The sequence below is a fragment of the Streptomyces sp. SAS_270 genome, assembly GCF_052543295.1.
In genome coordinates this window covers 1-13,957 of sequence record NZ_JBMNDS010000028.1, presented here as the reverse complement: position 1 = coordinate 13,957, position 13,957 = coordinate 1, and the positions used below count along the sequence as shown (strand labels likewise).

11 protein-coding genes and 1 riboswitch are annotated in these 13,957 nt (G+C 70.3%); of the genes, 8 read left to right on the top strand and 3 right to left on the bottom strand.

Annotated elements, in window-relative coordinates; genetic code table 11:
- The first annotated feature begins 77 nt into the window (after positions 1–77).
- The 7 genes from ACN6LB_RS20155 (at position 78) to ACN6LB_RS20125 (ending at position 9,601) form a co-directional block, all read left to right on the top strand.
- Positions 78–2,147 carry an alpha-galactosidase gene (locus tag ACN6LB_RS20155; protein WP_445027137.1) on the top strand — a complete coding sequence of 690 codons (2,070 nt, stop codon included), beginning with the start codon at positions 78–80 and terminating at the stop codon, positions 2,145–2,147.
- 302 nt (positions 2,148–2,449) lie between these two features.
- Positions 2,450–2,607: riboswitch (cyclic di-AMP (ydaO/yuaA leader) on the top strand.
- A 2-nt stretch (positions 2,608–2,609) separates the two neighbouring features.
- Positions 2,610–3,530 carry a M23 family metallopeptidase gene (locus ACN6LB_RS20150; protein ID WP_445027136.1) on the top strand — a complete coding sequence of 307 codons (921 nt, stop codon included), beginning with the start codon at positions 2,610–2,612 and terminating at the stop codon, positions 3,528–3,530.
- Between the two features lie 196 nt (positions 3,531–3,726).
- On the top strand, positions 3,727–6,453 hold the full coding sequence (locus ACN6LB_RS20145; RefSeq protein ID WP_445027135.1) for an exo-rhamnogalacturonan lyase family protein: 2,727 nt from the start codon (positions 3,727–3,729) through the stop codon (positions 6,451–6,453).
- Positions 6,450–7,514: a GDSL-type esterase/lipase family protein gene (locus ACN6LB_RS20140; protein ID WP_445027134.1), complete on the top strand. Its 1,065-nt coding sequence runs from the start codon at positions 6,450–6,452 to the stop codon at positions 7,512–7,514. The genes ACN6LB_RS20145 and ACN6LB_RS20140 overlap by 4 nt, the downstream gene beginning before the upstream one ends.
- A 3-nt stretch (positions 7,515–7,517) precedes the next feature.
- Positions 7,518–7,961: a rhamnogalacturonan lyase family protein gene (locus ACN6LB_RS20135; protein WP_445027133.1), complete on the top strand. Its 444-nt coding sequence runs from the start codon at positions 7,518–7,520 to the stop codon at positions 7,959–7,961.
- Positions 7,945–8,670 carry a DUF6250 domain-containing protein gene (locus ACN6LB_RS20130; RefSeq protein WP_445027132.1) on the top strand — a complete coding sequence of 242 codons (726 nt, stop codon included), beginning with the start codon at positions 7,945–7,947 and terminating at the stop codon, positions 8,668–8,670. Before ACN6LB_RS20135 ends, ACN6LB_RS20130 begins: the two co-directional genes overlap by 17 nt.
- A gap of 145 nt (positions 8,671–8,815) precedes the next feature.
- Entirely contained in the window at positions 8,816–9,601 is a 786-nt protein-coding gene (locus ACN6LB_RS20125) for an SGNH/GDSL hydrolase family protein (RefSeq protein ID WP_445027202.1), read from the top strand.
- A 112-nt stretch (positions 9,602–9,713) separates the two neighbouring features.
- On the opposite strand, the gene ACN6LB_RS20120 is transcribed toward ACN6LB_RS20125, so the two are convergent.
- From ACN6LB_RS20120 to ACN6LB_RS20110, 3 genes are all read right to left on the bottom strand, one after another.
- Positions 9,714–10,358 carry a TetR/AcrR family transcriptional regulator gene (locus ACN6LB_RS20120; protein WP_445027131.1) on the bottom strand — a complete coding sequence of 215 codons (645 nt, stop codon included), beginning with the start codon at positions 10,356–10,358 and terminating at the stop codon, positions 9,714–9,716.
- Between the two features lie 81 nt (positions 10,359–10,439).
- On the bottom strand, positions 10,440–10,859 hold the full coding sequence (locus ACN6LB_RS20115; RefSeq protein WP_356134407.1) for a hypothetical protein: 420 nt from the start codon (positions 10,857–10,859) through the stop codon (positions 10,440–10,442).
- 194 nt (positions 10,860–11,053) lie between these two features.
- On the bottom strand, positions 11,054–12,235 hold the full coding sequence (locus ACN6LB_RS20110) for a glutamate dehydrogenase (protein ID WP_356134409.1): 1,182 nt from the start codon (positions 12,233–12,235) through the stop codon (positions 11,054–11,056).
- 467 nt (positions 12,236–12,702) lie between these two features.
- Between ACN6LB_RS20110 and ACN6LB_RS20105 the strand changes: the two genes are divergently transcribed.
- A complete protein-coding gene (locus ACN6LB_RS20105; protein ID WP_445027130.1) occupies positions 12,703–13,920 on the top strand; it encodes an MBL fold metallo-hydrolase in 1,218 nt (405 codons plus the stop codon).
- The last annotated feature ends 37 nt before the right edge of the window (positions 13,921–13,957 follow it).

Genomic DNA, 13,957 nt, shown 5'->3' with positions numbered 1-13,957 from the left:
AGGGCGTTGCCCGCGGGGCCGACTGCGCCGGATGATGTTGGTGCTTGATCGCACCTGTTCGTATCTGTGGGGGCTTGATGATGGAGATCGGCGGCAACGGCCGCATCTGGCTGCTTTCCGGGCCGACCAGCAGTTACGCACTGCGGCTCACCGAGCAGGACGAGCTGCTGCACCTGCACTGGGGCCCGCGGATCACCCTCGCCGACGCCGAGGCACTGGCCGCGCTGCCCGCGCCGCAGTACTGGCCCTTCGAGTCACAGCTCGACGGCCATGAGGAGTATCCCGTCGAGGGCGGCCCCCGCTTCGTACGCCCCGCGCTGTCCGTGCGTACGGCCGAGCGGCGCGGCACCGAGTGGCGGTTCGAGGCGCACGAGGCGGACGGTGACGAACTGCGGTTGCGCTTCTCCGACTCCGGCCTCGGCATCACGCTGCACTACCGCACCCGCGGTGACGTCGTGGAGCGCTGGGTGACCCTCGAGAACGAGGGCCCGGCCGTGGAGCTGCTGCGCGCCGACTCCGCGACCTGGACGCTGCCCGAGCGCGACGGCCGGCGGCTGTCCCAGCTGCACGGACGGTGGGCGGCCGAGTCCCGGCTCGTACGCTCCCCCCTCACCTACGGTGAGAAGGTCATCGGCAGCCGCCGCGGGCACACCGGGCATCAGCACCTGCCCTGGGTCGCGCTCGACGACGAGGCGACCGAGGAACGCGGCGAGGTGTATGGCTGCGCGCTCGCCTGGTCCGGCTCGTGGCGGATCTCGGTGGCCCAACTCCCGGACGGGCGCGTGCAGATCACCGGTGGCGCCGGATACGACGACTCGGGCCTGCTGCGCCTGGAGTCCGGGGAATCGTTCACGACGCCGGTCTTCGCGGGGCTGTGGAGCGACGGCGGCTTCGGCGGGGCGAGCCGGGCCTGGCACGCGTACCAGCGTGCGTACGTCATCCCGGACGCGGACCGGGACCGGCCGGTGCTCTTCAACTCCTGGGAGGCCACGGAGTTCGACATCTCCGAGGAGCAGCAGGGCACGCTCGCACGGCGGGCCGCGGCGATCGGTGTCGAGCTGTTCGTGGTCGACGACGGCTGGTTCGGGGCGCGCACCAGCGACCGGGCCGGGCTCGGTGACTGGACGCCCAACCCGGACCGCTTCCCGGGCGGCCTCAAGCCGCTCGGCGACTACGTGCACGCGCTCGGCATGCAGTTCGGGATCTGGGTCGAGCCGGAGATGGTCAATCCGGACAGCGAGCTCTACCGGCAGCACCCTGACTGGGTGCAGTTCCAGCCCGGACGAAACAGGACTGAGTACCGCAATCAGCTCGTACTGAACCTCGCGCGCCCGGACGTCCAGGAGTACCTGTGGGAGCAGCTCCACAGCATGCTCTCCAGCGCCCCGATCGACTACGTGAAGTGGGACTTCAACCGCTGCTTCACGGATGCCGGCTGGCCCGGCGACCCCTACCCGCAGCGGCTGTGGGTCGACCACGTGCAGGCCCTGTACGCCCTGCTGGACCGGCTGCGGGCCGCCCACCCCGGGGTCGCCTTCGAGTCCTGCTCGGGCGGCGGCGGCCGGATCGACCTCGGCATCATGGCCCGCACGGACCAGGTGTGGACCTCGGACAACACCGACCCGCTCGACCGGCTCGCCATCCAGCACGGCTTCAGTCAGATCCACCCCTCCCGGGTCATGGCCGCCTGGGTCACGGACAGCCCGAACACCCAGCTCAACGGGCGTGTCAGCACTCTGCGCTTCCGGTTCGTGAGCGCCATGGCCGGGGTACTGGGTGTCGGCGGCGATCTGACCGAGTGGAGCGAGGAGGAGCTCGACGAGGCGCGGCAGTGGGTGGAGCTCTACAAGGAGATCCGGCCCGTCGTGCAGCGTGGGGACCTCTACCGGTTGCGGCCCCCGGAGGGCGGGCTCAGCGCGGTGCAGTACGTCCACGGTGACGAGGTCGTCGTCCTCGCCTGGCTCCAGGCTCAGCGTCACGGTGAGCCCGTCGCCCCGCTGAGACTGCGCGGACTTGGCCCTGAAGACGCGTACGAATGCCGCGAAACCGGCGAAGTGCACCGTGGTGCGGTGCTGCTTCATCACGGGCTGCGCACAAAGCTGCGCGGTGACCTTGATGCGACGGTTATTCGACTGCGTCGCAAGTGACTGTTCTGTCCGAATTAGAGCCTTCGTTACAACTAGCCCTGGAATAGGGCTACCTGGGCTTGCGTGGCGTGAGCAGCGTCATAGTGGTAACGGTGAGTCGTGGTCATGCTCACGTAATTTCCCTTTGTTTTCAGTGGATTCAAAGAATGCCGGAGATCCTTATCCACGCAGCGTCACCGGGTTTGTCCACAAGGATCAAGAAAGCGGTGTTCACAGGAATCGCAATGCTTGTCCCGCTGCGCTCGTTTCGCTTACGTTCGCCACCAATCCGGACGGACGCCCAATCCTGCCGCCGCCCGGAATCCGCACACTCACCCGTCACGGCAGGAGCGGGGGACCCACAGGTAGAACGCCTGTTCCGGTCTCCGGAACGGCTAGGGGTAAAGCCGCGCGAGAGCGCGGCCGGGCATCTCCAGTCCGCACCCGACAGCTCACCTCGCAGGCGCCGGAGAGGAAAACGCCATGCCCGCGAAGGGTAAGCATCGCCGTCCCAAGTCCCAGCGTTTCACCCGCTCCATCGCAGTCGCCGGAACCGGTGGCGCCGCGCTCGCGCTGCCGCTGATGGGGGCCACGGGTGCGCACGCCGCCACCCCCGCCGCCGCTGTTTCGACGGTTCCCGAGAAGACCGCCGAGAACGTCGCGCAGAACGTCTCGGAGAAGACCATCACCGCCGCTCCGGCCGCCGCCCAGAAGTCGGGCACGAGGACCTACGCGGTGCGGGCCGGTGACTACCTCTCGAAGATCGCCGACGACCAGAACGTCACCGGCGGCTGGAAGAAGCTCTACTCCGACAACCGCGCGGCTGTCGGCAGCGACCCCTCGCTGATCCACCCGGGCCTGAAGCTGACGATCGGCAAGAAGGCCGCGACCGCGGCAACCCAGTCGTCCGGCAAGAGCACGCAGACGACCGAGTCGAAGGCCGCGCCGACGACCGAGTCCAAGACGACTCAGTCCGCCGACACGGCCAGCAGCTCCGGCTACGGCCTGCCCGTCTCCGGCGCCACCGTCGGCACCGGCTACAAGGTCGCCGGCAGCATGTGGTCCAGCGGCTACCACACGGGTGTGGACTTCGTGGTCCCGACCGGTACCACCATCAAGGCCATCGCCGCGGGCACCGTCGTCTCGGCCGCCTACGACGGCGCATACGGCAACGAGGTCGTCATCCAGCACGCCGACGGCCAGTACAGCCAGTACGCCCACATGTCGCAGCTCTCCGTCTCGGCGGGCCAGACCGTGACCGAGGGCCAGCAGCTCGGCCTCTCGGGCGCGACCGGCAACGTCACCGGGCCGCACCTGCACTTCGAGATCCGCACCACGCCGAACTACGGCTCGGACGTGGACCCCGTGGCGTATCTGCGCTCGCACGGCGTGGCCGTCGGCTGACGCCCGCCTGCTCCTCGCCTCCGAAGGCCGGACCCCACGATCCCCGGGGCCCGGCCTTCGGTGTGCGCGGCTCCATGTGCGGTTCATGATCGCCACATTGCGGTCTTGTGGCACGACCGCACGAGGTATCGACAGGCGTGCGACAGTGACGCCACAGTGATCTCCGCAAGCGCTTTCTATGCTTACGGAGGTCCCCGTGCCCGGCGTCCAGCGACGCACTGTCATCAAGGGCGCCGCAACCGCGGCCGCCACCGCCCCGTTCTCCTGGGCCCTGTCCCGCAGCGCCTCCGCCGCCGACGATGCGGGCGGTGACACCGAACTGCACTGGCTGGAGGGCTCCGCGCCCGCCGCCCACGCCGGGACCACCTGGGGTGTGCCCTGGGCCCGCGGCACCCATCAGCCCGACCGGACGTTCCGGCTCAGCACCGCCTCCGGCGACGACGTCCCCGTGCAGAGCTGGGTCACCGGCCACTGGCCCGACGGCTCGGTGAAGTGGACCGCCCACGCGATCGCGCCCGGCGCCGCCAAGGCCGACACGTACCGGCTGGCCGCGGGCGCCCCCGCCCTCCCCGCCCGGAAGGTCACCGTCACGCGGACCGGCGACCGTATCGAGGTGTCGACCGGTGTCATCACGGCCGTGTTCGGCGCAAAGGGCTCCGACACCGTCGTCCGCAGCGTCCGGCGCGGCTCGGCGGAGATCGCCCGCGACGGACGGCTGGTCGCCCTGCGCCAGGGCTCGCTCCGTGACGGCGTCGCGACCGAGGACTTCACCGGGCGCATCGAGAAGACCGAGGTCGAACAGGACGGGCCGGTCCGCGCCGTCGTACGCGTCGAAGGCCGCCACCGGCACGGCAACCGCGGCTGGCTGCCCTTCGTGCTGCGCTTCTCCTTCCACGCCGGGGCCGAGTCGTTCCGGCTGGTGCACACCTTCGTCTGGGACGGCAAGCAGGAGCCCGGCAAGGACGACGGGGACTTCCTGCGCGGGCTCGGCGTCCGCTTCACGGTGCCGCTGAGCGATGCCGCGTACGACCGCCATGTGCGCCTCGCCGACTCGGCGGGCGGGCTCTTCAGCGAGGCCGTCCAGGGCATCACCGGGCTGCGCCGTGACCCCGGAGAGGCTGCGCGGACCGCGCAGATCGCGGGCGAGAAGCTGCCCGACACCTCGACCTGGGACACCCGCGTGTCGAGCCGCCTCGCCTACATCCCGCAGTGGGGCGACTTCACGCTCACCCAGCCCACGGCCGACGGCTATGCGATCCGCAAGCGCACCAAGGCCGGGCACGGCTGGATCCAGGCCGCGGCCGGACGCCGGGCCGGTGGCTTCGGCTACGTCGGTGGCGCGAGCGGCGGACTCTCCTTCGGCCTGCGTGACTTCTGGCAGCGCCACCCCACACAGCTCGACATCCGCGGCGCCGCCTCGGACGCCGCCGAGGTCACCCTCTGGCTCTACTCGCCGGAAGCGCCCCCGCTCGACCTGCGCTTCTACCACGACGGCCTGGGCCAGGACACGTACGAGAAGCAGTCCGAGGGCCTGGAGATCACCTACGAGGACTACGAGCCGGGCTTCGGCACGCCCTACGGCATCGCCCGCACCAGCGAGTTGACGTTCTGGGCCCTCGAAAAGACGCCGGGCGCCGCCGACCTGGCCGCCCAGGCCGCCGCCGTCGCGACCCCGCCGCTGCTGACCGCGAGCCCCGAACGCCTGCACTCCGCCCGGATCTTCGGCGACTGGGCGCCGGTCGACCGCTCGATCGCACCTCGCAAGGTCATCGAGGACCACCTCGACGACCTCTTCGCCTACTACCGCGACCAGCGTGAGGAACGCCGCTGGTACGGCTTCCTCGACTACGGCGACGTCCAGCACACCTACGACAACGACCGGCACGTCTGGCGCTACGACGTCGGCGGCTTCGCCTGGGACAACTCCGAACTGGGCACCGACCTCTGGCTCTGGTACCACTTCCTGCGCACCGGATCGGCGGAGGTCTTCCGCTTCGCGGAGGCGATGACCCGGCACACCGGTGAGGTCGATGTCTACCACCTCGGCAAGTGGGCGGGCCTCGGCACCCGGCACGGCGTGCAGCACTCCGCGGACAGCGCCAAACAGGTCCGCATCTCCACCGCGGCCAACCGCCGCTTCTACTACTTCCTCACGGGCGACGAGCGCACCGGCGACCTGCTGAGCGAACTCGTCGACGTGGAACTGACGTTCCTGGAGGTCGACCCGCAGCGCAAGGTCCGCACGGACGGCTACACCCCCGGCGACCGGCATGCCCTGTCCGTCGGATTCGGCACCGACTGGGGCGGCTTGTCGGCGGCCTGGCTCACGGAGTGGGAGCGCCGCGGCCCGCACGCGGAGAAGTCCCGGGCCAAGCTGGTCAATTCACTGCGCACGATCGCCGCACAGCCGAACGGCTTCTTCACCGGGACGGGCCTCCTCGACGCCGACACCGGGAAGTTCACGGTCACCACGGACAAGAGCGTCAGCGTCTCGCACCTGTCCGCGGTCTTCGGCCTCGTCGAGACCAACAGTGAGATCGTCTCGCTGCTCGCGGACGCCGAGCCCGAATTCGCCGACGCCTGGCTGAAGTACGCGCAGTACTACAACGGCTCGAACGCCGAGAAGACGGCGCTGACCGGCTCCACCTGGAAGTCCGCACTGCCCGCCGCGCACTCCCGGATCACCGCCTACGCGGCCCACCGCAAGGACGACCCGACCCTCGCCAAGCGCGCCTGGAACGAGTTCTACACGGGCAGCGACACCTACTTCCCGTCCAACGACTGGTCGCGCGTCAGGATCAAGACCCCGGCCGTGCTGCGCACCACGGAGGAGATCCCCTGGATCTCCACCAACTCCTCCGCCCAGTGGGCACTCGCGGCGATCCAGAACCTCGCGCTGATCGGAGACCGGATCCCGTCATGAAACGCCGGCTGATCACCGCCGTGGCCGCGCTCCTGGCCCTGGCGAGCGCCCCTCCCGTCTTCGCGTCCGACCACGCGAACGTCGCACGCCCCGACGACAGGCGCCTGTCCTACGAAGGTCACTGGAGGCGTACGCCGGAGGCCGCGACGACTGTCAACTCCGGCGCACGGCTGCACTTCCGCTTCACCGGCGGCGAGGTGCACGCCCTCTTCGATGTCGGGTCGATCACCGTACCCGCGCAGATCTATGTGTCGGTCGACGGCGGACCGAAGAGGCTGTACGCCGTCGACCGGGACGACCTCGACATCGACGCGCCCGGCCGGGGACCGCACACCGTCGAGATCTCCGTCAAGGACGTGTTCTCGCGCGCCAACCGCTGGACCCCTCCCCTGGAGACGGGCGTCGTGCTCACCGGGCTGCGACTCGACAAGGGCGCGCGTCTGCTTCCCCAACACCGGCCGCCCACAAGGCGGTTGGCGTTCTACGGCGACTCCATCACCCAGGGAGTCATGGCGCTGTGCGAGGTCAACACCTCCGACTGCGCCGACGGCACGGCCGCCTACCCCACCCTGGTCGCGGACCGGCTGGGCGCCTCCCTCACCCAGGTCGGCTTCGGCAGACAGGGCGTGATCCAGACCGGAAACGGGGGAGTGCCCGCCGCCGGGGACGCCTACGGTTGGAACTACGCCGAGTCCAGGGCGGATTCGGATCGCCGAGCCGACGTGATCGTGGTCAACCAGGGCACGAACGATGCGGCGTCCACAGCAGGCGACTTCCGGTCGGCCTACCGGTCCTACCTCGAAGAGCTGAGGGCCGCCGCCCCGCACGCCCGCATCCTCGCCCTGCGCCCCTTCAACGGCACGCACGCCGAGGACATCGCGGCCGTCGTGGACCAACTCGCCGACCAGTGCGTGGAGTTTGTCGACACCACGGGGTGGCTGTCCCTTGAGGACGGCGACTTCAACGGCACCGTCCACCCCAACACCCAGGGCCACAGCAAGGTGGCCGACCGCCTCTCAGCCGTCATCCTCTCCGCGCTCGCTCTCGACAAGGAGCACTGAACCGTGAGACCCCGAAGACTCGGCGCCGTAGCCGCCGCGGCCCTGCTGGCCGGGCTGGTCGCCGCCCCCGCGCAGGCCACCCGGCAGCAGCAGCCCGCGCGTCGTGTCGTGGAGAGGGTCTTCGACCCGTCCGGCGTCGTCTCCGGCGCCCGCAACGCCACCCCCTTCTACGGCGACCTCCTCGGCGACTGGCGCGAGGAGATCCTCGCCGAGACCGACGACCACAGCGCGCTGCGCCTCTACACCAGCACCGAGCCGACGTCGACGCGCATCCACACACTCGCCCAGAACCCCGAGTACCGGCTCGGCTGGACCGTGCGCGGCTATCTCCAGTCGACGTACACGGACTTCTACCTCGGCACCGAGACCCGGCGCGTGCCGAAGCCGGCGATCACCACACCCCGTATCCCTGCTGAAGGAGCTGTTTCCCATGACGACCACGCGTAGAGCATTCGGAGCACTGGCCGCCGGCGCGGCCCTGGCGGCGCTCGCCCCGGTGACGGCCGCCGCCGCGAGCACCGCGTCCCGCCATCGCCGTGGACGGCTGATCGCCCACGACGACTTCTGCCACGGCCTGGGCCAGTGGGCCGTGGAGCTGGAGAAGGGCGGCACGGTCGCCGCCTCCCGGGGAACCCTGGAGGTCGATGTGCCAGCCGGCGCGACGGTCTGGTTCAAACAGCGGCTGGAAGGCCCGTACGTCATCGAGTACACCGCCACGCCGGTCTCCGCGGGCGGCGTCAACGACCGGGTCTCCGACCTCAACAACTTCTGGAACGCCGTCGACGTCCGCTCCCCGGACGACCTCTTCGCCACCGCGCGCGGCGGCGCGCTCGCGGAGTACGACTACCTCAAGACGTACTACGTCGGCTACGGCGCCAACACCAACACCACGACCCGACTGCGCCGGTACGTGGGTGAGGCAGGTGTCCGCCCGCTGGTCTACGACTACACGCGCCCGCTGCTCACCGCGGGCGAACCGAACCGCGTCCGGATCGTCTCCGACGGCTCGGCCGTCCAGTGGTGGGACAACGGGCAGCTCGTGTTCGACTACACCGACCCAGAGCCTTACACGAGCGGGCACTTCGGGTTCCGGACCACATGGAGCCATTTCCGGATCACGGACTTCCGAGTGTGGCGGCTTACCAAACGCCCCTGATCAGAACGTTATTCCAAAGTTGACCAATACTTGACGAGTGGCCTATCTCACCGCGCGTCAACCCCTTCTTACGGTCGCGTAGCTCACACCTCAAGGTGAATCATGGGCCGACGTGGCAGACGATTCGAAGAATGACAACAGATCAGTGATCGGGTCGTACGTGGCGGTGGGGGACAGCTTCACCGAAGGCGTCGGCGACCCCGGGCCCGACGGGGCGTTCGTCGGATGGGCCGACCGGTTCGCGGTGCTTCTCGCGGACCGCCGGCCCGAGGGCGACTTCACCTACAGCAACCTTGCGGTACGCGGAAAGCTCCTCGACCAGATCGTCGAGGACCAGCTCGGGCGGGCCAAGGAGCTCTCCCCGGACCTGGTCTCCTTCTGTGCGGGCGGCAACGACATCATTCGTCCCGGCACCGACCCCGACGAGGTCGCGGAGCGCTTCGAGCGCGCGATCGCCGACCTCACCTCAGCCGTCGGCACCGTCCTGGTGACCACCGGCTTCGACACCCGCACCGTCCCGGTGCTGAAGCATCTGCGCGGCAAGATCGCCACGTACAACGGGCATGTACGTGCCATCGCCGACCGGTACGGCTGTCCGGTCCTCGACCTGTGGTCGCTCAAGACGGTCCAGGACCGCCGGGCCTGGGACGGCGACCGCCTGCACCTTTCGCCGGAGGGCCACACCCGCGTCGCGCTCCGCGCCGGCCAGGTCCTCGGTCTGGAGGTGCCCGCCGATCCGGACCAGCCGTGGCCCCCGCTGCCGCCGCGCGGCACGCTGGAGGTCCGGCGCGACGACATCCACTGGGCACGCGAGTACCTCGTCCCGTGGATCGGGCGGCGGTTGCGCGGCGAGTCCTCCGGGGACCACGTGGCGGCGAAGGGCACGCTGTCGCCGGACGACATCAAGATGCGCATCGAGGCGGTGGCCTGAGCCTCCGGGACCGCTGGGGCGCCGAGGTCATCCGGCGGTCCCGGCGCTCGCGTGTCCGCCGTACGAGCCGGGCTGAACCAAGGGGTCCGCGGGCCAGGGGTGCGACGGCGCCTCAGCGCGATGTCGCGGACACCGCTGCCGTGGGCGTAGCCGTCAACGCCTCGCGGGGGACCCCCAGTTCCCGTGCGAGCGCCTCGTCGACCCACTCCTGGGTCCGGGCCCGCGACACCGCCCCCGGGTACGCCGTCATCTGCACCGCCAGCCCGTCCAGCAGCGCCGTGAGCCGCAGCGCCGCCACGGCGGGATCCGGGCACGGGAACTCGCCGGCGGCGACGCCCTCCTCGATGACCTCGGCGATCGCGGCCTTCCACTGCCGGTCGAGATCGCGGGTGACGTCGCGAAGTACGGGCTCGCGCAGCGCCACCGCCCAGCCCTCGATCCACAGCCGCCACCCCTTGGCCTGCCCGGTCGGCGCGTACCAGCGCACGGCTGCCCGCAGCCGCCGCAGCGCCGTCGTCCGGCGGCCGAGCAGCTTGCGCAGACGGGCGAGGTCGTCCTCGGCGGCGTAGGTGAACGCGGCGGCGACCAGCTTCTCCTTGGTGGAGAAGTGGTACAGCACCAGCGCGTTGCTGACCCCGAGTGCCGAGGCCACGTCGGCGATTCGCACCGCCGCCACGCCCCGCGCCTCGATCTGCCCAATCGCGGCTCGCAGCAACTCCTCGCGCCGCTCCGCCACACTCAACCGCACTCTCGCCACCCGGCAACCCTAATCCCTTGCCAAGGGCAGCGCTGCCGACCCCTTGACGCCGGTCGGGCGCCCGGGGGCACCCGCGTGCGGTCAGTCGACGAACTGGTAGTCCGCGGTGATGCGACCGTCCTCGTCGAGCACGAGGAACTCCAGGCCGCCGCCGGTCACTTGTCCCTCCTGCGTGTGGAAGGACTCCCAGCGGAACGTGATGACGTCACGCACCTGTCGGGCGGCCTCCTGGATCCGGAAGACGTAGGTCCCCGGGGCGACGAACTCCTCGTAGGCGCGCGTCACGCGCGCGTGCAGCTCTTCGTGGCCCCGGGCTTCCAGTGCCGCGGTGGTGAAGCCGAGGCCCACCGCCGTGTCGTGCATCTCCTGGGGAGGCCGCAGGGCGTGCAGGCCGTCCGCTGCCCAGAGTTCGTGGACGGTCTTGCGGCGGATCTCCGGGTCGGGTTCGTTCCAGACGCCGATGTAGCGCTCGATCAGGTCCTGTGCGTCGATGGCAGGCATGGGGCGGGCTCCTCGGCGGTCGGACGGCGCGGCGGGGTGTTCTTGTGGTCCGCGGTGCCGTGCGTGTTGCTTGCGCGTTCCTTTGCGCGTTCCTTGTGCCGTCGACTCTGCTTCACCCCGGTCCGTGCCTCAATTCCCCGCAGGGAATGACCGATCCGGTGCCCCCGTTACCGGTCGGGACCGCCCACGCCGCGTCACCTGTACCACCGGAACCGTTCCGCGATCAGCGGCAGCCGGTCGGCGACGATGGCGTGCGCGGCGGCCCTCGGCGTCGTCCCGTCGGCTTCCGCGCGGGCCAGCATCTGGTCGACGAGGGCGCGCATCGAGCGGCGTGTGTACGTGAACGCCTCGTCCGCGTCCGCACCGATGTCGCCGAACAGCGTCCACCACCACCAGGCGTTCGTCCCGGAGTTGACCACGACGTCCGGCAGGACGGTGATTCCGCGCGCTGCCAGCAACTGTTCCGCCTCCGGCAGTACGGGCATGTTGGCCGCCTCGACGATCCAACGGGCCGTGATCCGCCGCTGGTTCACGGTGTCGATCGCGTACGAGACTGCAGCGGGCACCAGTACCTCGGCGTCGTCGGTGAACAGCCATGCGTCGCCGGGCAGTTCACGGTCGGCCGGGCGCAGCGCAGAACGGTCGACCGTCCCGTAGGCGTCCCGCGCGGCGAGCAGCGTCTCGATGTCGAGGCCCTCGGGGTTGGCGATCGTGCCTTTGACGTCGGCGACGGCCACGACCGCGAGGCCGGCCCGTGCGAGAAACCGTGCCGTCGCCCCTCCCATGGTGCCCAGGCCCTGTACGGCGACCCGTGTCCCGGAGTGGGGCACCCCGGCCCGGTCCAGCGCCGCGAGCACCGACTCGGCGACACCGCAGCCGCCGACCAGCTCATCGAGCCCGATTCCGTCCACGTCGACGGCGAACGCGTCCGTCAGGCGCTGCCGGGCCGTCGGCTCGTCGTCGAGCAGCGGGTACACCGCCTGGATGGACGAGACGAGGCCTGCCTCCTCGGCGGCGCGGTCGACGAGATCCTGGGTGAGGCCGAGATCCTCGCCGGTGGTCCACAGGGTCTCGATGTACGGCCGTACAGCGCGCAGATATCGCACCAGCAGGCCGTACGCCTCCGGGGCCCGGGGATCGCAGTCGATGCCACCCTTGGCGCCGCCCAGGGGGATGTAGCGGCCCTCGGGGTTGTAGTGCAGGGCCTCCTTCATCGTCATGCCCCGGGCCAGGCCGGTGACCTCTTCCAGCGTGCAGCCGTCCCGCATTCGCAGACCGCCGCTCGACACACCCCGTACGAGCCGGTCGACGACGAGAAAGCCCTCCCGACCGGTGACGTGGTCGGTCCACGTGAGGGACATCAGGGGGGCGGTCACGAGCTCTCCTCAGGTGCGGCGATCGGGGTGGGGGTCGGGGGCAGGGCTTCGGTGGGGGCGGAGCGGCAGGTGAGGTGCCATGGTGCCGGTACTGAACCGTCAGTCAGTATCGGAAGGTGTGTGCGGCGCTGTCAACGAAGTGGGGCCCTCGCCAGTGGGGGTGCCCCGGGGAGAGCGGTCCGGGGTCGCACGCCCGGCGGCATGCGGTGGGTCGCGAGGACCTTTCCGTATGTCCGCTTCGATTGCCACTCCATGATGCGGAAGAAGTACGCCCGGTGCGGGGTTAGGGGAATACGGGCCATGGACCCTCGACGGATGTGACATCGGGTTCCTGGATCATGGGCCGTGCCTCCGTTCGCGGAGACATCACCCTGTGACGCGCTGGACTCGGCGCTGTCGGAGGGGGCGACCATAATGAAATGTGTCCGACCCAGACATGTGTCGGACCGACTCCACCAGGAGGTGCCGTGACCGGTTTCCGTACCCTGAGCTCCGGGCTCCGCGCGCTGCAGCCCGCCGCCTTCGGCGCGGATCCGAGCGGTGCGCGCCTGGAGCGCATCCGGAGATCCCCGAATTTCGCGGACGGTGTCTTCGTCAACCCGCAGGGCGCCCGGATCCGGCCCGACGGTTCCATGATCGAGTTCGCCAAGGTGTTCTTCCGCAAGGAGGAGCGTGTCCACCGCAGCCCGTCGGGCACGGTGCCGGTCCACCCGACGACGTTCGCGGACCTCGCCAAGCCCGCGCCGAGCGGGCTGCGGGTCACCTGGATGGGGCACTCCAGCGTGCTCGCCGAGATCGACGGGCACCGCGTGCTCTTCGACCCGGTCTGGGGAGAGCGCTGCTCTCCGTTCGACTTCGTCGGACCCAAGCGGCTGCACCCGGTGCCGCTGCCGCTGGCCGCGCTCGGCCCGGTCGACGTCGTCGTGATCTCCCACGACCATTACGACCACCTCGACCTGCCCACCATCAAGGCCCTGGCCGACACCGACACGGTGTTCGCGGTGCCCCTCGGCGTCGGTGCCCACCTGGAGCACTGGGGAGTGTCGCCGGACCGCCTGCGCGAGCTGGACTGGAACGAGACGACGAAGATCGCAGGGCTCTCCCTGACGGCGACGGCCGCCCGCCACTTCTGCGGCCGGGGTCTGCGCAACACCCAGCACACCCTGTGGGCCTCCTGGGTGGTCGCGGGTGACGAGCACCGGATCTACCACAGTGGCGACACCGGCTACTTCGACGGCTTCAAGGACATCGGCGCGGAGCACGGCCCGTTCGACGCCACGATGATCCAGATCGGCGCGTACAGCGACTTCTGGCCCGACATCCACATGACGCCCGAGGAGGGCATGCGTGCTCACCTGGACCTCCAGGGCGGGCAGCCCACCGGCGTGATGATGCCGATCCACTGGGCGACCTTCAACCTGGCCACGCACCCGTGGGCGGAGCCCGGCGAGGGCACCATCGCGGCCGCACGGGCGACCGGGGCGCGCATCGCACTGCCCCGTCCCGGCGAGCCCTTCGAACCCACGGCCGAGAACGTTCCCGCCGATCCCTGGTGGCGTGGTGTGGCCCTCACCCCGAAGGGCGGGTGGCCGGCCCTCGACTCGGCCGTGGTCGACACGCCGGGTGATGTCCCGGCCGAGGCAGTGGCGGGCACCGGGGAGCCGGAGGCCGTTCCCGCCGGGTGAGTGCGGGGCAGAACAGGCGGACGGCGGGGGGGGGGGA